The sequence below is a fragment of the uncultured Roseovarius sp. genome, from assembly GCF_963972555.1.
GTDB classification, from domain to species: domain Bacteria; phylum Pseudomonadota; class Alphaproteobacteria; order Rhodobacterales; family Rhodobacteraceae; genus Roseovarius; species Roseovarius mucosus.
This window is the reverse complement of sequence record NZ_CAXAUM010000004.1, coordinates 228,067-249,719: the sequence shown is the minus strand read 5'-3', so window position 1 is coordinate 249,719 and position 21,653 is coordinate 228,067. Positions and strand designations below refer to the sequence as shown.

The following is a 21,653-nucleotide window of genomic DNA, read 5'->3' as shown; positions in this document are numbered from 1 at the left end:
ACAATGTCAGGACAGCTACACCCCATGGATCTGCGCAATATCGCTATCATCGCCCACGTCGACCACGGCAAAACCACGCTCGTCGACCAATTGCTGAAACAATCCGGCGCTTTTCGGGCCAATCAGGCCGTGGACGAACGCGCCATGGACAGCAACGATCTGGAACGCGAGCGCGGCATCACCATCTTCGCCAAACCCACCAGCGTCCTCTATAAAAAGACGCGCATCAACATCGTCGATACCCCCGGCCACGCCGATTTCGGCGGCGAGGTCGAGCGTATCCTGTCCATGGTCGATGGGGTTGTCCTTCTGGTCGACGCCGCCGAAGGTCCCATGCCGCAAACGAAATTCGTGACCTCCAAGGCGCTCCGCCTCGGGTTGCGTCCCATTGTCGTGCTCAACAAGGTCGACAAACCCGATGCCGAACCCGACCGCGCGCTGAACGAATGTTTCGATCTCTTCGCCTCGCTCGATGCCAATGACGATCAGCTCGACTTCCCGCATATGTATGCCTCGGGCCGCGCCGGCTGGGCCGACCACGAGCTTGACGGCCCGCGCAAGGATCTCTCGGCGCTCTTCGAACTGATCGTCAACCACGTGCCCGCGCCCAAGCAACTCGCCCATATCGACGACGATTTCCGCATGCTGGCCACCACGCTCGGGGCCGATCCCTTTGTCGGCCGCCTGCTCACGGGGCGTGTCGAATCGGGCCGCCTCAAGGTGGGCCAGACCGTGCAGGCCCTCAGCCGCATTGGCCAGAAAATCGAACAATTCCGCGTAACCCGGATTCAGGCCTTCCGCGGCCTCTCCAGCCAGGACATCGAAGAGGCCACTGCCGGTGACATCGTCAGCCTCGCAGGCATGTCCAAGGCGACCGTCGCCGACACGATCTGCGCCCTCGCCGTCGAGGAACCGATCGAGGCGCAGCCGATTGATCCGCCCACCATCACCGTCACCTTCGGCATCAACGACAGCCCGCTTGCCGGACGCGAAGGCAAGAAAGTCCAGAGCCGGGTGATCCGCGAACGCCTGATGAAAGAGGCCGAGTCGAACGTCGCCATCAAAGTGACCGACACACCAGGCGGCGACGCCTTCGAGGTGGCCGGTCGCGGCGAATTGCAGATGGGCGTGCTGATCGAGAACATGCGCCGCGAAGGTTTTGAGCTCAGCATCTCCCGCCCGCAAGTTCTCATGCGCGAAGGCGACAAGGGCGAGCGGCTGGAGCCGATCGAAGAAGTCACCATCGACGTGGACGACGAATACACCGGCGCCGTGATCGAAAAGATCACCGGCCCCCGCCGCGGCGATCTGGTCGAAATGAAACCCTCGGGCGCGGGCAAGACCCGCATCATCGCCCATGTGCCCTCGCGCGGCCTCATCGGCTATCATGGCGAATTCCTCACCGACACGCGGGGCACGGGCGTGCTCAACCGGGTGTTCCATTCCTGGGCCCCGCACCGCGGCCCCATTCCCGGTCGGCGCGCGGGCGTCCTCATCTCGATGGAAAACGGCGAGGCGGTGGCCTATGCGCTCTGGAACCTCGAAGAGCGGGGCCGCATGTTCCTTGGCGCACAGGCCAAGGTCTATACCGGCATGATCATCGGCGAGCATAGCCGCGACAACGACCTCGAGGTGAACCCCCTCAAGGGCAAGAAGTTGACCAACGTCCGCGCCTCGGGCACAGACGAGGCCGTGCGCCTGACCACGCCCATCACCATGAGCCTGGAAGAGGCCATCGCCTATATCGACGATGATGAACTGGTCGAGGTGACACCGCAGTCGATCCGCCTGCGCAAACGCTATCTCGACCCGCATGAGCGCAAGCGCATGTCGAAAAAGGACTGACACCAATTGCCCCGGCCCTCGCGCCGGGGCTTTTGCTTTCAGGGGGCAATCATATAGCGGCCCACGGGGATCAGCCCTTCTGGCCCCCGCTGCGTCACGATGATCTCACCCGATCCCACACCAAGACCGGTCAGCGCCGTGATATTGACCTGATGCGTCACGATCAGCACGCGCGCGGTCTCTGGCAGCGCGCCGATCATCCGCAATGTCGCTTCGGTTTGCCCCTCGGCATCGCCCCGACCTGCGTAAAAGGAATCGAGCGGTGGCTGTTCCACCACCCGCCCCATATCCATCAACCGCGCCGTGTCACGCGCCCGGCACCAGTGGCTTGACCAGACGTGATCAAACGCCACCCCCGCGGCCCGTAATGCCGCCCCGGTCTCTCGTGCCTGCGCCCGCCCCCGCGCATCCAGATTGCGCTGCGTCGCACAATCGCCCAGTTGAAACGTTGCCGGATCGCCCGTCCCCGGCGCCAAGGCATGCCGCATCAAGGCGACGACACCCGGCGCCTTGAGCGCGGATATATCCGCAGCCCCGGCCAGGTTGCCCGCCACCGTCAGCCAAATTGTCAGTAAAATACGCATCGCCCACTCCTGCTTCTACGCAGGACCTAGGGCCAAGCGTCATCCGGTCCAGACTATTCCGTGATCTCGACGATCACCAATTCCCGCTCGGATGCGCCCCGCGCATGATCGAGCGCGGCCTGATACTCGGGGCTGTGGTAACAGGCCTCAGCATCCTCAACGCTCGGGAACCGCGCCACCACATTGCGTGGACGCTCCTTGCCCTCCAACTGCACGAACCGGCCCCCACGGGCGATGAATACGCCGCCATGCTTGGCAATCGCCGGTCCGGCCAGAGCGGCATAGCGACCATAGGCCTCGGTATCGGTCACGGTCACATGGGCAATCCAGAGGGCTGGCATCGCATAAATCTCCTGTCTTTTCAGTTAAATACCGTCCACTAGGACAATATCACGCTCGCTGCTGTTCAGCGCCAGAGGCAAAATGCGCCGATAGGCATCAGAGCCATACCACGCGAGGGCCGTCGCCCGGTCAGGGAATTCGATAATGACATGCCTGTCCGGGCAATTGCCCTCCAGCACCTCTTGCGCGCCCCCCTTGACCAGAAACCGTCCGCCGAATTTCTCGGCCGTGGCCACGGTCTGGCTGGCATAGGATTGGTAATCCTGCGGGTTCGTCACCGTGATCCGGGCAATGATATAGGCGCTCATCCATCCTCCCTAGGAGGTCATGACCCCCTCGATAACCCCGGTCGCCGCCGCGATCGCCGCCTCGGCCCCGTCCATGCTCGTGCCGCCGCCCTGTGCCAGGTCCGGGCGGCCACCGCCGCCCTTGCCGCCCAGTTCGGCCACCGCCGCGCGCACCATCTCCACCGCCGAAATCCGGTCGGTCAAATCCTCGGTCACGCCCGCTGCCACAGCCACCTTGCCGCCGGTATCAGCAATAAGCAAGACCGCACCAGAGCCAAGCCGCGCCTTATGCTCGTCAATCAGCGGCGGCAGATCCTTGCCCTGGACGCCCGAGAGCACCTGCGCGATGAGCTTGACACCGTCCACCTCACGCGGCGCGGCACCACCGCCCTGCCCGGCCCCGCCCGCCATCGCCAGTTCGCGGCGCAGTTGCGCCACTTCATTGGCCAAGGCCCGCCGCTCGTCCATCAGCGCCTTCACGCGCTCTGCCACATCCTCGGGCCGCGCCTTCAACTCCGAGGCCACCTGCCCCAGACGCGCCGTCTGCCCGCTCAGATAATCGAACGCCGCCGCCCCGGTCAGCGCCTCGATCCGCCGCACGCCGGCACTCGACGCCGAATCGCCAAGCGCCACAAAGACACCGATATCGCCCGTGCGCCGCACATGCGTGCCGCCACACAGCTCGATCGAATAGGTCCGCCCATCGGCGCCCTTGCCCGATCCCTCGGCCTGCCCCATCGACACGACCCGCACCTCATCGCCGTATTTCTCACCAAAGAGCGCCTGCGCCCCAAGCGCCCGCGCGTCATCGGGGGTCATGATCCGCGTCTCGACCGCCGCATTCTGGCGGATATAATCGTTGACCTCGCGCTCGACCTTCTCCAGTTCCTCGGCACTCAGCGCCTTGGTGTGGCTGAAATCGAACCGTAGCCGATCCTCGGCATTGAGCGATCCACGCTGCGCCACGTGATCGCCAAGCGCACCGCGCAACGCCTCATGCAAGAGATGCGTCGCCGAGTGATTGGCCCGGATGGCGCTGCGGCGGGTGTGATCCACCTCCAACTGCGCGGCCTGCCCCGCCTTGACCTCGCCCGTTTCCACCACGGCAACATGCACGAAAACACCTGCCACTTTCTTGGTGTCGGTCACACGCACCTGGCCACTCTCGGTCTTGAGCAGGCCACTATCACCGACCTGCCCGCCAGATTCCGCGTAAAACGGCGTCTGGTTCAACACGATCTGCACGCTTTCTCCTGCGGCCGCCACGGTCACGCGCGCCCCATCACGCACCAAGGCCACGATCTGCCCCTCGGCCCGCTCCGTGTCATAGCCAAGGAAATCCGTTCCGCCTTTTTCCTCTGCAATATCGAACCACACCGCCTGATCCGCCGCCTCGCCGGTGCCGGCCCAAGCCGCCCGCGCCTTGGCCTTCTGCTCGGCCATCGCGGCGTCAAAACCGTCGGTATCCACCTCGCGCCCTTTCTCGCGCAGCGCATCCTGCGTGAGGTCAAGGGGAAATCCATAGGTGTCATAGAGCTTGAATGCCGTGGCTCCCGGCAGCGCCGCCCCCTCTTCCAGCCCCGTCACCTCTTCATCGAGCAGGCGCAAACCGCGTTCCAGCGTCTGCTTGAACCGCGTTTCTTCCAGCTTCAATGTCTCTTCGATCATCGCCTGCGCCCGACCCAATTCGGGGAATGCCTGCCCCATCTGCGCCACCAGCGCCGGCACCAGCCGATGCATCACAGGATCCTTCGCGCCCAGCATATGCGCATGCCGCATCGCCCGCCGCATGATCCGCCGCAGCACATATCCGCGCCCCTCGTTCGAAGGCATCACCCCATCCGCCATCAGGAACGAGGTCGAGCGCAGGTGATCCGCGATCACCCGGTGATGCACCCGGCCCGGCCCGTCCGGGTCCTGGCTCGTCACATGCGCGCTCGCCTCGATCAGGCTGCGCATCAAATCGGTGTCGTAATTGTCGTGCTTGCCCTGCAACAGCGCCCCGATCCGCTCAAGCCCCATGCCCGTGTCGATCGACTGCATGTCAAGCGCCCGCATCGAGCCATCCTCGAAGCGCTCGTTCTGCATAAAGACGAGGTTCCAGATTTCGATGAACCGGTCACCATCTTCCTCGGCGCTGCCCGGAGGGCCGCCCCAGATGCTGTCCCCATGATCATAGAAAATCTCGGTGCAGGGGCCACAGGGGCCGGTCGGGCCCATCGACCAGAAATTGTCATCCGTCTTGATCCGGATGATCCGGTCATCGCTGAGGCCCGCGTATTTCTTCCAGATGCCCGCCGCTTCGTCATCGGTATGGTAAACCGTGACCAAGAGCTTGGATTTGTCGATTCCGAAATCCTTGGTCAGAAGGTCCCACGCATAGGGGATCGCCTGTTCCTTGAAATAATCGCCAAAGCTGAAATTGCCCAGCATCTCGAAAAACGTGTGATGCCGCGCGGTATAGCCCACATTGTCCAGATCGTTATGCTTGCCACCCGCGCGCACACATTTCTGGCTGGTAGTGGCGCGGACATAATCGCGATGCTCCACCCCGGTAAAACAGTTCTTGAACTGCACCATGCCGGAATTGGTGAACATCAACGTCGGATCGTTGCGCGGCACAAGCGGCGAACTGTCGACAACACGGTGATCGTTGCGCTCGAAGAAGCTCAGAAAGGTGGAACGGATTTCATTCAGCGTGGGCATGGGCATCTCTTTCCGGGGCGTGTGTGGGCCTGCGTTCCGCTGATTTAACGGGGCCGTCCGGGCATGTCCACCGCAAGAAAAAGGCCCGGGCATCGCCCGAACCTTTTGAGGTCTGTCACGATTTGCCCAAGCGGCGCTCAGGCTTCCATGATATCGCCGTCGTCAGAGCTATCGCTCATGTGGAAATCAAGCCCATGCGAGGCGCGGATCTTGTCCTCGATTTCAATCGCGAGGGCAGGATTGTCACGCAGAAAGGTCTTGGTGTTCTCACGCCCCTGCCCAATCCGCTGGTCGCCATAGCTGTACCAGCTGCCGGATTTATCGACCACGCCGGCCTTGACCCCGAGATCAATCAATTCTCCCGTCTTGCTGATCCCCTCGCCGAACATGATGTCGAATTCAACCTGCTTGAAGGGCGGTGCCACCTTGTTCTTGACCACCTTGACGCGGGTCGAGTTGCCCACCACCTCGTCGCGATCCTTGATCGAGCCGATGCGCCGGATATCCAGACGAACGGAGCTGTAGAATTTCAGCGCATTGCCCCCGGTGGTGGTTTCAGGACTGCCGAACATCACGCCGATCTTCATGCGGATCTGGTTGATGAAGATGACGGTGCAATTGGTGCGGCTGATCGACCCCGTGAGCTTGCGCATTGCCTGACTCATCAGACGGGCATGCACACCGACGCTGCTGTCGCCCATGTCCCCCTCAAGCTCCGATTTGGGTGTCAGGGCGGCCACGGAATCGACCACAATCATGCTCACCGCACCCGAGCGCACCAATGTATCGACGATCTCGAGTGCCTGTTCGCCCGTATCCGGTTGTGAAATCAGCAATTCGTCCAGATCAACCCCGAGCTTGCGGGCATAGACCGGATCAAGCGCATGTTCGGCATCGACAAAGGCGCAAACCCCGCCCTTCTTCTGCTCCTCCGCCACGCAATGCAGCGTGAGCGTGGTCTTGCCAGAGCTTTCGGGGCCATAAATCTCCACGATCCGCCCTTTGGGAATACCGCCGATGCCAAGGGCAATATCAAGGCCCAGCGATCCGGTCGATGTGGCCTCGATGTCCTTGATGACATTGTCGCCGCCCAGCTTCATGATCGAGCCTTTACCGAACTGTCGTTCGATCTGCGCCAGCGCGCTGTCGAGCGCCTTTTGCTTGTCCGCGTTCCGCTTGTTGTCCATCGAGAGAAGATCTGCCGTTGCCATTTGTTCAGCCCCTTATTCCACACCCTGTCACGGGCAGCAATCATTGCCTGCGTTCACCTCTTGTTCTCACCTCTATGCGGACAAAATGCGAACATTTCAAGAAAATTCTGGTGGCCCCACTTTCCGCTCGCAAGATTAACAAGTAGTTTACACAAGTCGAAACCGATGTAATTTCAGGGCGAGAGGCGCAAATGTTGGTGTTTTCCAAGGCGCGGTTGGTGCTCCTGTCGGTTCCCAAGACCGGCAGCACCGCCTATGAGACCGCCCTCGCCCCTTATGCCGCCATGGTCGTTTCGGCCCCGCCCGAGCTCAAACATGCGCCGGTGTTTCGCTACAACCGATTCTTTCGCCCGATGATCGAGCGGTTCTTTGACGGGCAGTTTGACATTGCAGCCGTGATGCGCGAACCGCGCGACTGGCTCGGGAGTTGGTATCGCTACCGGCAGCGCCCGGAGCTTGCCGGTCACGCCAACAGCACCAAGGGGCTCAGCTTCGATGACTTCGTGAGCGCCTATTGCACCGGCGAGCCGCCGCCCTGCGCACGGGTCGGCAGTCAGGCCAAGTTCCTGGAACCCCAACGCAGCGGGGCCCATGTCACCCATCTTTTCCGCTACGAGGATCAGGCGGGGCTGCGCAGCTTTCTCTCCGCCCGGCTTGGCGTGGCGGTCGAGCCCGCGCCGCTCAACCGCTCACCTGCCCTGCCACTTACCCTCTCGCCCCGAATCGAGGCGCGGTTGCAACGCAAATATGCCGCGGATTTCACGCTCTGGTCCGGGATCGGTGCAGGTGGCAACTACACGCCTCTGCCCGCCCGAGAAAAACCAGAGCCAGACGCGCAGACCTGAGCATCGCGCCCCTCCACCTCCGCCGTCAGCGTCACATCAACTGGCGCTGCACCGTCTCTGTCAATTCATTGAGCGAAAAGGGTTTGGGCAGGAACACCGACTGCGGAATACACGCCTGCCGGTCGCCAAAGGTTTCTTCCGCATAGCCCGACATGAACACCACCCGCGCCGCGGGCCGGCGCGTCAGCGCCTGCCGCACCCAGCCGGGCCCGTCGATGCCGGGCATCACCACATCGGTGACGAACACATCCACATGCAGGTCCGCATCGTCGAGGATCTCCAGCGCATCTTCGGCCGACTCCGCCTCGAGCACGGTAAAGCCACGCAGTTGCAGCGCCCGGCTGGCAAAGGCCCGCACCGGAGCCTCGTCCTCCACCAGCAGCACCACGCCACTGCCACGTGTCTCAGAGTGTGCCAGACGCGGCCCCTCATGGGGGCCACGTTCCTCGCCCGAATAGGCCGGAAACAGCAATTGAAAACAGGTGCCCTCTCCCGGCGTGCTGTCCACAAAGATGAACCCGCCGGTCTGCTTGACGATGCCATAGGCGGTAGAAAGGCCAAGCCCGGTGCCCTCGCCGAGACGTTTGGTGGTAAAAAACGGCTCGAACACCTTTTGCAACTTGTCCGGCGCGATCCCCGCGCCTTCGTCGATCACCTGCACCGAGACATAGCGCCCCGGCTGCACCACTGCCCGGTCCCGGGACAGCGGCTCGGTCAAGGTCACATTCTGGGTGACGATTCGAATGTCGCCCCCCGTCGGCATCGCATCGCGGGAATTCACCACGAGGTTCATCAAGACCTGTTCCAACTGTCGCTTGTCGGCGCGAATAGCCGCCAGCGTTGGATCGTGGCTGAGCGAGAGGGCGATCTTCTCCCCCACCAACCGGTTGAGCAGATGCGTGAGGTCCGCCAGGGTGTCGCGCAGATCGATCACTTCGGGGCGCAGCGTCTGCTTGCGCGAATAGGCCAGCAATTGACTGACCAAGGCGGCGGCACGGTTGGCATTCTGATTGATCTGCATGAGATCACCGAAATCGGGGTCGCCCTGATCGTGCCGCAAGAGCAAGAGGTCGCAATGCCCTGAAATCGCGGTCAAGAGATTGTTGAAATCATGCGCAACCCCCCCGGCGAGTTGGCCGATGGCCTGCATCTTCTGGCTTTGGACGAATTGCGCCTCCAGCGTCTTGAGCTCGGTCGCATCGCTCAGCACCGCGATCAAAACCGGTTCCTCCGCCTCCATCGTGCGGTTCAGCGTGACCTGCACGAACACCTCGCGGTCCTCTCGACGCACGCGCAGAAATTCGGCATGGACCGTGCCGCGCCCCGCCGCCGCATCCCCCAACCAGTCGGTGATCGACCGCCCCAACCCCTCCAGCGTATCGCCCAGGCTCAGGTCGGCCACGCTCTCAACCCCCAGCAATTCGCGCGCGGGCCGGTTCGAGAGCTGGATCAACCCCTGCGCCGAGAGCTTCAAGAGAGGGACCGGCAAGGCATCGAAAAATGTCCAGCCGTCCGGCGCACGCGCCCCCTCCTCGACTCCGGGCAAGAGGAAAATCTCACGTCGCCCCGCCGAGCCCTCGCGCACCACCACAAGGCAGGGCGCGGGGCCGTCAGGGGTGGCGATGTCATTGACCTCACCGGGGCGTAGCGGCGGCGTGACGCAAAGCCGGTCCAACGTCCGCACCCGTTCCCCCACCAGATCGCGCGCCGCAGCATTCATGAACAATACGGCGTCGCGACGGCCCAGGGTCAGCATCGGCAGGGTCTGCGCCTCGGCATCGCGCGGGGTATGCTCGGTGGATGTCTCGATCCGCCACAGAAAATGATCGGCCCCCGAGCGATGCACGCTGATCCGCAGATGCCCGCCCCGGGTCACAAGATCCTCGACCGACGCCCCCTTGGCCAAGGCACTGGTTTCCATCCGAAAGAGAATAGGGCCGGGATTGGCCATAACCTCGCGCAGCGCCCCCGCGAGCGTGGTGGCCCGGTCCGCCGCCAATAGCCGCCGCGCGGCGGCGTTGGCATGAACGAGACGCCCCTCGACCTCCGCGAGAAAGAGCGGCACCGGGTCCGCCTCGAGCATCTCCTGTGCCAGGCCCGTAACCACCTGCCGATGCCCCGCGGCGCGCTGTTTGCTGCGTGCGTTGATCATCACGATCCACAGTGCGGAAAACCCGAGCGTGGCCCCCACCAGCCAAAGCAGCCGCTGGCCCTGTCCGGGCGGCAGCAGCAGTGCCGTGACCGCAAAGAGCACCCCCGCCAGCCCCAACATGCCCGCACGCGGGCCAAGCCGCAGCGCCGCTTGCTGAAACTGCCCCCCTGACTGCGGGAAAAACGCCACGCCGTGCCCTCGCTTCACGATTCCTGCACCCTGTCTAAGGGCGAAGAGTTAAACGAGACTTAACGGCCGCCAAAACCACACGTCAAGATTGATGGTCCATCAAGAAACCCTTCTGAGTTGCGCAAGATAGAAACCATCTCCCGTTTCCGAGATCGGCCAATGCCGGCTATCACGCAGCAGCCATTCAGGATTATCACTTAAGAAACGATTGATAACCTCTTGGTTTTCCTCTTTTAAAACAGAGCATGTCGCATAGGCCAACAGCCCGCCCGATGCGATCAGGGATGCCGCCTCTGACAGAATCTGCCTCTGGATTTCGGTCAACTCCGTCAGCCGCGCGGGCGTCAGAGCCCATTTCGCCTCGGGGCTGCGCCGCCAGGTGCCACTGCCCGAGCAAGGCGCATCGCATAAAACCACGTCAAAGAGCCCCTCCGGCTGCGTGACAAGACACACCTCAGCCCCCGCACGCGCCGCCCGCAGGGGCAGGTCGCGCATCCGTTGCGGGGCCACGTCATGGGCAAAGAACGCACCGTCCACGCGCGCCGCCAAGGCCAGCGCTTTACCACCGCCCCCCGCGCAATAATCCAGCACCCGCGCGCCCTCCGGCACCTCAAGCGCCTCCATCGCCGCTTGGCTGCTGCCATCCTGAAGCTCGATCCAACCCTCGACATAGCACTGCGAGCTTGTAATTTTTCGCTCGCCGTCCATGACTTGCAGCGCGGTCTTGGCAATATCCACCGGCTGCGCAACGACGCCCTCAGCCGCCAACCGCGCCAGCGCCGCTTCGCGCGTCGCGCGCCGCGCATTCACCCGGAGCATGATCGGCGCCCGCAGGCGCAGTGCGGCGGCCGCCGCCTCCGCCGTGGGGCCCAAAGACGCCTCGAACTGCGGCCAGAGCCAATCCGGCAGATCGCGAGCGGCAGTCCCATCCGGCACACCCGCCACGCGCTCTGCCTCCGTCAGACGTGCGGGCGCATGTCCCTCACCTGTGAAAATCTCATCTGGATCAATCCCTTGCCCGCGCAAACTGCCCAGCATCAGCGCGCGCCCATCCGCGCCGCCGCCGCGCGCAGCACAAGACCGCCAACAGCGCAGCACCGAAAACACATGATCGCGCAGCGCAGCGCGATCCTTGGACCCGGCATAGCGCGCGCCCCGCGCCCAATTGGTCAGCGCCCTTTCCGCAGGCTCGCCCGCGCGGATCCGGTCCAACACCTCGATCGCGGCCGAAACCCGCGCGCCGGGAGTCATCGCCTCACCTCAAGAGTGCCGCGCAACAGCCTGAAACCCTTAGCCAATCCGATAATTCGGGCTCTCGCGAGTGATCTGCACATCATGCACATGGCTTTCCTTGAGGCCCGCGCCGGTAATCCGCACGAATTGGCAATTGTGGCGCATTTCCTCGACTGTGGCACAGCCGGTATAGCCCATCGCGGCCCGCAACCCGCCGACAAGCTGATGGATCACGCTGCCCGCAGCCCCCTTGTAGGGCACCTGCCCCTCGACCCCTTCGGGCACCAGCTTGTCGCTCGCCGCATCCTTCTGGAAATACCGATCCGCCGAGCCGCGCGCCATGGCGCCCAGACTGCCCATGCCGCGATAGGCCTTGAACGACCGCCCCTGATAGAGAATGACCTCACCGGGGCTCTCATCCGTGCCCGCCAGCATACTGCCCACCATGGCGCAGGACGCGCCAGCCGCAATCGCCTTGGCGAAATCACCTGAAAACTTGATCCCGCCATCGGCGATCACCGGCACGTCACCGGCGGAGCGCGCGCAGTCCATCACAGCGGTCAGCTGTGGCACACCCACGCCCGCGACCATCCGCGTGGTACAGATGCTGCCCGGGCCAATACCCACCTTGACCGCATCGGCCCCCGCCCCGATCAGGGCGCGCGTGGCCTCGGCGGTGGCAACATTGCCCGCCACCACCTGCACGGCATTGGTCAGCGCCTTGATCCGCTCGACAGCGCGCGCCACGCCCTCGGAATGGCCATGCGCGGTATCGATCACCACCATATCGACGCCCGCATCAATCAGCGCCTGCGACCGCTCGAACCCGGCATCGCCGACCGTCGAAGCCGCAGCCACCCGCAAGCGCCCCAGATCATCCTTGCACGCCGTCGGATTGAGCACCGCCTGCTCGGTGTCACGCAGCGTCAAGAGGCCGGTCAGCTTGCCCGACTTATCCGTTACCAGCAGTTTCTCGATCCGCCGCGCCTTCATCAGGCTCTTGGCCTCGTCGCGATCCGCGGGTTCTTGCAGGATCGCCAGATCGTTGCTTGTCATCATCACCCGCACCGGGGTGCGGTCATCCTCGGCAAAGCGCATGTCGCGATTGGTCACGATCCCGACCACGCGCCCCGTCTCATCCACCACCGGAAAGCCGGTGACGTTGTAACGGTCCTGCAGCGCCTTGGCATCGGCCAGCGTCTGATCGGGCGTGAGCGTGATCGGGTTATAGACGATCCCGCTCTCGAACCGTTTGACGCGGCGCACCTCGCGGGCCTGCTCCTCGATGGTCAGGTTACGGTGAATCACCCCCATGCCGCCCGATTGCGCCATCGAAATCGCCATGCGCGCCTCGGTCACGGTATCCATGGCCGAGCTCAAGAGCGGGATGTTGAGCGTGATGGATTGCGTCACGCGCGTCCGTGTGTCCGCCGTATTGGGCAGCACAGTCGATGCCGCCGGCACCAGCAGAACATCATCAAAGGTGAGGGCCTCGCGAATCTCCATCGCATATCTCCATGGACAGCTCGTTTGGCGCTTCCCTATTGCATGGATAGGCTTGGGGTAAAAGGGCGATTCGACCTTTTATTCCGCGCGGTGCCGCCTCTGCCGCGGCTCCGGCACCGGGTCATGGCCACATTGTCCCCAAGGGTTGCAGCGCAGAATACGCCAGCCCGCCAACAGGGCCCCGCGCAGCGCGCCGTGCTTCTCGAGCGCCTCCAGCGCATAGTGGCTGCAGGTCGGGTGATAGCGGCAATGCCAGCCCACCCAGGGACTCAGGAGCAGCCGATAGGCCCGAATGGGCAGTGCCAGCACATGCGCAAACGGGCTCATGCCTCGCCTGCCAGCTTGCGCAACGCATAGGACAGATCGCGCCTGAGCGTGTCAAAGGGCCGCGCGCCAGTCTCTTCCGCCTTGCCGATCAGCACATAATCCCAGCCGGGAATGCCCTGAACCGGCAAGAGCTCGCGCGCGAGCGCCCGCAACCGCCGCTTGGCGCGATTGCGCGCCACGGCATTGCCGACCTTCTTGGAACAGGTAAATCCAACCCGGATTGCCGGATCACCATCCCGCCGGTCTCGCCCCTGAACCAGCATGGTGCCTGTGCCCTGCCGTCGTGCCCGCGCCGCCGCCAGAAAATCGGCGCGCTTGCGCAGCACCGTCCATTTCTGCGGAACATTTGATTGCGTCGGACATGACGAAACCGCCGGGGGCGTCGTCCCTGCATCGCTGCGAGGGGCCTCCGGCGGTATCATTGTCGTCTCGTTGTCGCGTGCGCTTATGCGCAGAGCGACTTGCGACCCCGAGCGCGACGCGCGTTCAGGATCTTGCGGCCGGCTTTGGTGGCCATGCGCGCACGGAACCCGTGGCGATGCTTGCGAACGAGGTTCGAGGGTTGAAAGGTGCGTTTCATCGCTCCGTCTCCGACTTATTGGGCCACGCGTCTGAGGAATCGCGCAACGATCATATCTATCCGAAGCCCGTCCTATAGAGCGCCCCTTTTGCGGTGTCAAACCCCGGTCCGGGTATTTGCTACAAAAACATGCCGCAAACCCGCCCGCGAGTGTTACAAAGCCCGCATAACACAGGGTCAACGCGGCGTCATCCCATCACCCCTGATCACCCCCGCGTGAGGCCACTGGCGCCGGACGCTCCCAGCGTGCAACTAGGGTTCACAGGCCCAAAGCAGAGCGAGACGAGAGAGACCATGGATCACAGCACAGGCGAGAGCAAACCGGCCAAACCCTCCATTGCGCGGCACCTGCCGCTGGCCATCATCATGATCGTGGCCGTGGTGGGCTTTCTCACCCTGCGCGATTACCTGACCTTCGATACTCTGCGCAACAACCGCGAGGCGCTCTTGGCCTATCGCGACGCCAATATCACCTTTATGGCACTGGCCTTCATCGCGATCTACTTCGTCATCGTCGCCTTTTCCCTGCCTGGTGCGGCGGTGGCCTCGGTCACGGGTGGGTTTCTCTTTGGCCTCGTGCTGGGCACCGGCTTCAACGTGCTTGCCGCCTCTCTCGGGGCCTTTGCCATTTTTCTCGCGGCCCGCGCCGGACTGGGTCAGGTCCTGGCAACCAAGATCGAAACCTCCGACGGCACGCTCAAGCGGCTGAAACAGGGCCTGCATGACAATGAAATCAGCGTGCTCTTTCTCATGCGCCTCGTGCCCGCCGTGCCGTTCTTCGTGGCCAATCTTCTGCCTGCCCTCGTGGGCGTGCGCTTTTTCAACTTCGCTTTCACCACGGTTCTCGGGATCATTCCGGGGGCCATCGTCTTTACCTGGATCGGCGTGGGTCTGGGTGAGGTCTTTGACCGCGGCGAGAATCCCGATCTTTCCCTCCTGTGGGAACCGCAGATCATCGGCCCTATTCTGGGGCTGAGCGCACTCGCCGCCCTGCCGATGATCCTCAAGGCCCTGCGCGGCAAAAAGGAAATCTGAACATGACACGACTAAAGACTGATCTTCTGGTCATCGGGGCCGGCTCCGGCGGCCTGTCCCTCGCGGCGGGCGCGGTGCAGATGGGGGCGAGCGTCATCCTGCTGGAGGGTCACAAGATGGGCGGCGATTGCCTCAACTTCGGCTGTGTGCCCTCCAAGGCGCTCATTGCCAGCGGCAAGGCGGCCTATGCCCAGTCCCATGCCGCCCAATACGGCATCGCCAACCAGAGCCCCGAGGTGGACTATGCCGCCGCCAAGGATCACGTCGCCGATGTCATCGCCCAGATCGAGCCCGTCGACAGCCAAGAGCGGTTCGAAGGCTTGGGCGTGCGTGTGATCCGAGAGTATGGCGAATTTCTCTCTCCGACCGAAGTGAAGGCCGGGGAATACATCATCACCGCCCGCCGCATCGTCATCGCCACCGGCTCGTCGCCCTTTGTCCCGCCCATCCCGGGGCTCGACACCGTGCCCTATGAAACCAACGAAACCCTCTTTGACCTGCGCGAGCGGCCCGATCGCCTGCTGGTCGTCGGCGGCGGCCCCATCGGCATGGAAATGGCACAGGCGCACCGCCGCTTGGGCTGCGCCGTGACCGTGATCGAAGGGGCCAAGGTGCTTGGCAATGACGATCCCGAAATGGCCGCCGTCGTCATCGACCAGTTCCGCGCCGAGGGTATCCAGATCGAAGAAGGCGCCATGGCCGCCGAAATCCGCGGACAGGCCGGTGCCATCGAGATCCACGCCAAGGACGGGCGCGTCTTCAAGGGCAGCCACCTGCTCATGGCCGTGGGCCGCAAGGCCAATACAGGCCGCCTCAACCTCGACGCCGCAGGCATCGAGACCACCAAGCGCGGCATCAAGGTCGACGCCTCCATGCGCACCACCAACCGCCGCGTCTATGCCATCGGCGATGTCGCGGGCGGGCTGCAATTCACCCATGTCGCAGGCTATCACGCGGGGCTCATCATCCGTCAGGCCCTCTTGGGCCTGCCCGCGAAGATGCGCAGCGATCATATCCCATGGGCCACCTATACCGATCCCGAACTGGCCCAGGTCGGGCAAACCGAGGCACAGGCCCGGCAGGAACACGGCGGCAATCTCGAAGTGGTGCGCTTCCATTACAACCACAACGACCGCGCCATCGCCGAACGCAAGACCGCCGGTCTGATCAAGGTCATGGTCGTGCGTGGCCGCCCCGTCGGCGTCTCCATCGCTGGCGCGCAGGCGGGCGAGTTGATCAACCTCTGGGCGCTCGTCCTCGCCAACGGGCTCAAGATGAAACACGTGGCCAACATGGTCGCCCCCTACCCGACGCTGGGCGAGATCAACAAACGCGCGGCAGGTGCGTATTTCTCGCCTCGTCTGTTTGACAGCGCGGGCGTCAAGCGTATCGTCGGCTTCGTGCAACGCTGGCTGCCCTGACCGGCGCCATCCTCGGGAGGGGACACCTTGCTCAACTCACTCTCCGGGCGCTTCCTGATCCTGACGGCCATCTTCGTGATGCTGGCCGAGGTGCTGATCTTTGTCCCCTCCATCGCCCGCTTTCGCGAAGATTACCTGCTCACCCGTCTGGAACGCGCCCAGATCGCCTCGCTCGTGCTCTTGGCCGATGAAGAGGTGAACCCCGACCTGCAAGAAGAGCTCTTGCGCAACGCCGAGGTGTTCAACGTCGTGCTGCTGCGCGACGAGACGCGCCAGCTTGTCCTGTCTTCCCCCGTGCCCGAACCCATTTCCCAGACCTTCGACCTGCGCGAAGTCCGCGCCGTTACCCTGATCCGCGACGCGATGATGCGGCTTGTCACACCCGAGCGCCAGATCATCCGCATCATCGGTCAGCCGGTGCGCATGGGCGGCCTGCTGATCGAGATCACCCTCGATACCACCGGCCTGCGCGCCGCGATGATCGACTATGGCCTGCGCATCCTCTGGCTCTCGCTGGTGATCTCGATCTTTACCGCCGTGCTGCTGTTCCTGGCCGTGCGCCTGACCCTCGTGAAACCGATCAAGCGTGTCGTGGGCGCGATGAAGGCCTATGCCGCCGCCCCCGAGGATGTGCGCCGCGTGCTGCGCCCGACCGCCCGCGTCAAGGAACTGCGCGAGGCCGAGGAAACCCTGCAATCCCTGCAAACCCAGCTCACCGGCGCGCTCAAGCAGAAAGAGCATCTCGCCCAGTTGGGCGGCGCCGTGGCCAAGGTCAATCACGACCTGCGCAATATCCTGACCTCAGCCCAGCTATTCACCGACCGGATCGAGACCAGCGAAGATCCCACCGTCAAACGCCTCGCGCCCAAGCTCATCAACTCCCTCACCCGCGCCGTGCACCTCTGCGAAGCCACCCTCGCCTATGGCAAGGCCGAAGAGCCGGGGCCGACCTTTGCCCGGCTGCATCTCGCCGATGTTGTCGCCGATGTGATCGACAGCGAACGCCTCGCCGCCGGTGACGCCGATGTCAGCTTTGCCGAAGACGTGCCCGGCGATCTTGTGGTGCTGGCCGATGCCGAGCAGCTGTACCGCATCATCGGCAATCTCGTGCGCAACGCACGGCAAGCCATCGTCAACAGCGGCCGCCCCGGCGAAATCAGCGTCATGGCCGACGAGGACCACGCCGAATGGATGATCCGCGTGGCCGACACCGGGCCGGGCCTGCCCGCACGGGCGCGCGAACATCTGTTCAAACCGTTTCAGGGTGGCACCACCAAGGGCGGTAGCGGCCTTGGCCTGACCATCGCCGCCGAACTGGTGCGCGGTCATGGCGGCACGCTCATCCTCGAACGCAGCGACGCCACGGGCACGGCATTTTGCATCACCCTACCCAAGGGAAATTTCGGCGCCCCGTCATAATTTCTTCCAAAACGCCCTTGCATTGCCCGACGCCAGAGTCTAATTGCTGCCCTCACGGACCGATAGCTCAGCTGGATAGAGTACTTGACTACGAATCAAGGGGTCGGGGGTTCGAATCCTCCTCGGTCCGCCACTTACCCCCTTGATCCAGCTGACATTCCTACACATCGCTGACCCTCTGTACGGCGTCCGCGAAGGCGTAAATCCGCCCGCGCAAACGCCCGGTTTCTGGCCGCCTTGAACCTGTCGCGCCCCATCGGAACCACAGCCGTCCCGGGCTTGATCCGGGACCTCGCCGAGGCGACATCAACGCCCCAACCAGGGTGAATCCGACCAGACGCAATGCGCCAGAAACGAAACAATCCCGGCATCACACCGGGATTGTCCACGTTATCACAACAATCAGGTTCGCCGTTCAGCGCACCAGCAATTGCGCCTCATGCCGCTTGAGCGAACGCCGCGCCGCTTGATAGGCTTCGATCCCCTCGACCGCGCGCAACTCCGGGAAGAGGTCATAGATCTCATCCCGTTGCGCCGCGCCCATGCCATCCAGCACCTGCTCACCGGGCTGGAAGCTTTCGGTCCAGGTGCCGTTGGACAGAACCACCTCGTGCTGATCGCACATGAAGTGGATGTAGGTGGCCGCGCGGGTCTCTACCTGGCTCACGCCCTCGATCCCAACCAGATGCTTGGCTGCGGCCAACACCTCACGCTCCTCGAAATAGAGCGCGGCACGATCCGAATTGAGCAGGATGCGGTGCTGCGGGCTCAGCAGCATATCGCGCTCCGGCAACCCATGCCCCAGCGATCCGGCGCGGATCAACACGGGCCGCAGATGCGGCGATTTCGCCAATTCTTCCCCGCTCAGCATCCGCTGACCGATCCAACGGATCTCCTGCAAACCGTTGTCGCGGGTGATCACCTTATCGCCGACCTTCAACTCCTCCACCAGCTTTTCGCCACGCGGCGTGGCAATCGCCGTGCCGGGGGTAAAGCAAGGAATGAGGTTCTCGATCTCGCCAAAGACCAATGACCCCGTGACCGTGCCATCACGATCCTGGAAGTTGACCGTGCCAGAAGTCGAATCGCCATCCGCGTCGGTTGTCTGCCCGACGATCTCGAACCGACCAAGACCGCGCAGGTCCAGCGTGTCGAAATCATCCTCAACGCCGTCCGCCGTGCTGTCACCGGTGCCACCATCAATTGTGTCACCCGCAGCGACATCAACGAACACATCGCGGTCATCGAGGCCAACAAGTCGATCTGCACCCAAACCACCGCTGATCGTATCATTGCCGGTGCCGCCGGTGATCGTGTCATCCCCCTGACCGCCAATCAAAGAATCGTCGCCGTCACCGCCCACGATAAAATCGTCGTCAATGCCACCGTCGATCACATCATCCCCGGCACCGCCGAGAATTGTGTCGTCGTCGTCCTGACCAAAGATCGTGTCATTGCCGTCGCCGCCGTCGATCAGGTCCCGGCCATTGCCCGGCTCGGGATCGGTCGCATCGGGAATATTGATCGAGTCCGGAAAGCCTTCTTCCAGACCGCCAAAGATCGAATCGTCCCCGGCTCCGCCGTTGATCGTATCCGACCCCTCGCCACCGATCAGGGTGTCATTGCCATCATCGCCGTCGATCTGATCCGCATCAATGCCACCGTCGATCAGGTCCGCGCCGGCACCGCCGGAAATCGTATCCGCATCGTCACCGGTGGTGATCACATCATCGCCGTCGCCACCAAGCACCAGATCGCGGTCGTTCTCGGGATCGAGGTCGGCCGGCACCGTGGTGCCAAACCCAAGATCCGGCAAAGGCAGTGTCGACGTGGAGGTACCGGAATCAATGGTGTCATTGCCCGCGCCACCGTCAATCGTATCAGAGCCATCCTCGCCAAAGATCAGATCAGCCCCGTCAGCGCCGTCAACCTGATCATCGCCAACCCCGGCAAAGACCACGTCATCCCCGGCACCTGCACGAATGCTGTCGTCATTCGGCGCCGCCCCCGGCAAGAGCGCGTCATCGTTGTCAACGAAATCGCCGTCCGGATCACCCGCATAGGCCAGATCGATCAGATCGCTTCCAGCGGTGCCATCCACAATCCCGTCACGGGTCGGCGGCGGCGGTGGCGGTGCGTCGCCCACCGTGACCGTGACAGTCGCGGTGTCCGTGCCACCATTGCCGTCCGAAATCGTGTAATCGAACGTATCCGTGCCGCTGAAACCCGCGTTGGGCGTATAGCTCACGGTGCCATCGCCATTGACGATCGTGGTGCCATTGGCCCCATCCGTGGCCCCTGTCACCGACAACGTATCGAAATCCGCATCCGTGTCATTGGCCAGAACCGGAACAATCACTTCAGTCTCGAAATCCGTGGTCACGCCATCATCATTGACAGCATCCGGCGCGGTGTTGTCGGGCCGGATCAGATTTTCGATCTCGGCAAAGGTCATGTCGCCGGTCACAGCCCCGTCACTGCCCAGAAACTCGATCCGCCCCGAGGTGGAATTGCCATCGGCATCGGTGGTCTCATCCACCACCCGCAGCGGGCCAGCGCCGCGCAGATCGAGCGTGTCATTGTCCACACCCGTGCTGCCGCCGTCGACCACATCACCTGCCGTGCCGCCGATGATCAGATCCTCGTCGGCCCCGCCGCTGATGTTGTCCGCTCCGGCCCCACCGGTCAGCACATCATTGCCCGCCTCGCCCAAGAGCGTGTCGTCGCCTTCGTCACCGATCAGCGTGTCATTACCCGGCACGCCGGTATCGACCACACCGCCAGGCAGACCGAAATACACATCCGTCACGTTCAGACCGTCCGAGGTGCCATCTGCATCGGAATAGCGGATCACCAGTTGCGAGACAGGCCCCGCAATTGTCACCGTCAGGCTATGCGCCGCGCCGTCATCGGTGCCCGTACCCGCGCCCAACGCCTCTTCCGCGCTCAGAACCGTGACGGCAGAACCGCCAACCAGGGTTACGGGAATCAGATTATCCGCCGCATCAAAAGCAAAGATCTGCACATGCTCTGTGCCATCCAGATCGTTGATGTTGAACGAAACATTCTCGACCTCGGACGAGAATTCGAGCTTGAGATCGGTAGCGCCCGGCGCCGCCAGATCCGCCGACAGCGAACTGTTGGGATCAGCCGGGGTGCCATCGGTGGTCACACCCGCCACATTCTGCGGAGTGTCGGCAAAGGTCGTGTCATCGGTCACAGTGCTGGTCAGCACCGAGAATGTCACATCGACCGAGCCGGTATTCTGTACAAAGCCAATGATCGGATCGCCCGCGTCGATCGGATCGGCATCGTTGGGGTCGGGCGCGCCGCTCCACTGGAACACTTCGCGCGCGCCTGCCGTTGGGTCAGGCGTGTCGCCCACCAACAGGTCATTGCCCGCGCCACCCTCAACAGAATCGCTGCCAGACCCGGCAAACACAGTGTCATTGCCCTCACCCGCAAGAATGGTGTCGTCGCCGCCAAACCCGTCAACAACGTCATCATTGGACCCGTCTGTTGCGTCATTCGCGTCGATCCGATCCCCCTCGGGATCGCCCGTGTAGGCGATGTCAATGCGATTTCCGGTATTGTCACCGTCAACTCTGTTAATTGCCATGTTCCATCTCCCGTGCCTCGTCGACACATGCTTGCGACCCAGTTCAAAAACGCCTGCGTCGATCTCGACGATGCGAGACAAGAGCGACCGGCACAGAACCAAAAGGGAAGCAATGCCGGCACGGCATTACACAGCGGGACGAAACAGCCCAAAACTTCCAGTGATCGCGTTTGGCAGAAACGAGGATTGCGGCAGCTTTCCACGAAACATCGCGTCGGTTTTGTGCGGTCGCCCCCGCGACCTACAGACATGACCCCCCAGATGGGCTGACCTGACATTATCCTTTTGAATAGTCTGGCCCAAGTGGAATCTGGCACAAACGTGTTGAAAATACGCAGCTTGGGTTAATTCA

General features: G+C 63.1%; 17 protein-coding genes and 1 tRNA gene. 6 read left to right on the top strand and 12 right to left on the bottom strand.

Going from position 1 to position 21,653, the window contains the following annotated elements:
* Window positions 1-24: 24 nt before the first annotated feature.
* Window positions 25-1,845, top strand: a complete 1,821-nt coding sequence (typA, locus tag AACZ65_RS06045) for a translational GTPase TypA (RefSeq protein WP_339668905.1) — start codon at window positions 25-27, stop codon at window positions 1,843-1,845.
* Between the two features lie 38 nt (window positions 1,846-1,883).
* On the opposite strand, the gene AACZ65_RS06040 is transcribed toward typA, so the two are convergent.
* From AACZ65_RS06040 to recA, 5 genes are all read right to left on the bottom strand, one after another.
* Entirely contained in the window at window positions 1,884-2,429 is a 546-nt protein-coding gene (locus AACZ65_RS06040; RefSeq protein ID WP_339668903.1) for a histidine phosphatase family protein, read from the bottom strand.
* A gap of 53 nt (window positions 2,430-2,482) precedes the next feature.
* The gene (locus AACZ65_RS06035) at window positions 2,483-2,770 is read right to left on the bottom strand and encodes a DUF1330 domain-containing protein (protein WP_081506190.1); all 288 of its coding nucleotides are present in this window, start codon (window positions 2,768-2,770) and stop codon (window positions 2,483-2,485) included.
* A 24-nt stretch (window positions 2,771-2,794) separates the two neighbouring features.
* The gene (locus AACZ65_RS06030; RefSeq protein ID WP_037271553.1) at window positions 2,795-3,079 is read right to left on the bottom strand and encodes a DUF1330 domain-containing protein; all 285 of its coding nucleotides are present in this window, start codon (window positions 3,077-3,079) and stop codon (window positions 2,795-2,797) included.
* A 9-nt stretch (window positions 3,080-3,088) separates the two neighbouring features.
* Window positions 3,089-5,764, bottom strand: a complete 2,676-nt coding sequence (alaS, locus tag AACZ65_RS06025; protein ID WP_339668898.1) for an alanine--tRNA ligase — start codon at window positions 5,762-5,764, stop codon at window positions 3,089-3,091.
* Window positions 5,765-5,901: 137 nt separating this feature from the next.
* The gene (gene recA, locus AACZ65_RS06020; RefSeq protein ID WP_037271551.1) at window positions 5,902-6,975 is read right to left on the bottom strand and encodes a recombinase RecA; all 1,074 of its coding nucleotides are present in this window, start codon (window positions 6,973-6,975) and stop codon (window positions 5,902-5,904) included.
* A gap of 191 nt (window positions 6,976-7,166) precedes the next feature.
* Between recA and AACZ65_RS06015 the strand changes: the two genes are divergently transcribed.
* Window positions 7,167-7,820, top strand: a complete 654-nt coding sequence (locus AACZ65_RS06015; protein WP_339668896.1) for a gamma-glutamyl kinase — start codon at window positions 7,167-7,169, stop codon at window positions 7,818-7,820.
* A gap of 31 nt (window positions 7,821-7,851) precedes the next feature.
* Here AACZ65_RS06015 and AACZ65_RS06010 read toward each other — a convergent pair whose 3' ends face one another.
* The 6 genes from AACZ65_RS06010 to rpmH form a co-directional block, all read right to left on the bottom strand.
* On the bottom strand, window positions 7,852-10,161 hold the full coding sequence (locus AACZ65_RS06010) for an ATP-binding protein (RefSeq protein ID WP_339668988.1): 2,310 nt from the start codon (window positions 10,159-10,161) through the stop codon (window positions 7,852-7,854).
* 99 nt (window positions 10,162-10,260) lie between these two features.
* Window positions 10,261-11,412 (bottom strand): RsmB/NOP family class I SAM-dependent RNA methyltransferase, encoded by a 1,152-nt coding sequence (locus tag AACZ65_RS06005; RefSeq protein ID WP_339668894.1) that lies wholly within the window; start codon window positions 11,410-11,412, stop codon window positions 10,261-10,263.
* A 39-nt stretch (window positions 11,413-11,451) separates the two neighbouring features.
* Entirely contained in the window at window positions 11,452-12,900 is a 1,449-nt protein-coding gene (gene guaB, locus AACZ65_RS06000) for an IMP dehydrogenase (protein ID WP_339668892.1), read from the bottom strand.
* Between the two features lie 78 nt (window positions 12,901-12,978).
* The gene (yidD, locus tag AACZ65_RS05995; RefSeq protein ID WP_339668890.1) at window positions 12,979-13,227 is read right to left on the bottom strand and encodes a membrane protein insertion efficiency factor YidD; all 249 of its coding nucleotides are present in this window, start codon (window positions 13,225-13,227) and stop codon (window positions 12,979-12,981) included.
* Window positions 13,224-13,649 carry a ribonuclease P protein component gene (rnpA, locus tag AACZ65_RS05990; RefSeq protein ID WP_339668888.1) on the bottom strand — a complete coding sequence of 142 codons (426 nt, stop codon included), beginning with the start codon at window positions 13,647-13,649 and terminating at the stop codon, window positions 13,224-13,226. The genes yidD and rnpA overlap by 4 nt, the downstream gene beginning before the upstream one ends.
* Window positions 13,650-13,672: 23 nt before the next feature.
* On the bottom strand, window positions 13,673-13,807 hold the full coding sequence (gene rpmH, locus AACZ65_RS05985; protein WP_008281032.1) for a 50S ribosomal protein L34: 135 nt from the start codon (window positions 13,805-13,807) through the stop codon (window positions 13,673-13,675).
* Window positions 13,808-14,101: 294 nt separating this feature from the next.
* On the opposite strand from rpmH, the gene AACZ65_RS05980 reads away from it, so the two are divergent.
* From AACZ65_RS05980 to AACZ65_RS05965, 4 genes are all read left to right on the top strand, one after another.
* Window positions 14,102-14,842: a TVP38/TMEM64 family protein gene (locus AACZ65_RS05980; RefSeq protein WP_339668883.1), complete on the top strand. Its 741-nt coding sequence runs from the start codon at window positions 14,102-14,104 to the stop codon at window positions 14,840-14,842.
* A gap of 2 nt (window positions 14,843-14,844) precedes the next feature.
* On the top strand, window positions 14,845-16,263 hold the full coding sequence (locus AACZ65_RS05975; protein ID WP_339668881.1) for an FAD-dependent oxidoreductase: 1,419 nt from the start codon (window positions 14,845-14,847) through the stop codon (window positions 16,261-16,263).
* A gap of 27 nt (window positions 16,264-16,290) precedes the next feature.
* Window positions 16,291-17,682 (top strand): HAMP domain-containing sensor histidine kinase, encoded by a 1,392-nt coding sequence (locus tag AACZ65_RS05970; RefSeq protein WP_339668879.1) that lies wholly within the window; start codon window positions 16,291-16,293, stop codon window positions 17,680-17,682.
* 56 nt (window positions 17,683-17,738) lie between these two features.
* Window positions 17,739-17,815: transfer RNA gene (locus tag AACZ65_RS05965), tRNA-Arg, on the top strand.
* A gap of 282 nt (window positions 17,816-18,097) precedes the next feature.
* On the opposite strand, the gene AACZ65_RS05960 is transcribed toward AACZ65_RS05965, so the two are convergent.
* On the bottom strand, window positions 18,098-21,301 hold the full coding sequence (locus AACZ65_RS05960; protein WP_339668877.1) for a Hint domain-containing protein: 3,204 nt from the start codon (window positions 21,299-21,301) through the stop codon (window positions 18,098-18,100).
* Between the last annotated feature and the right edge of the window lie 352 nt (window positions 21,302-21,653).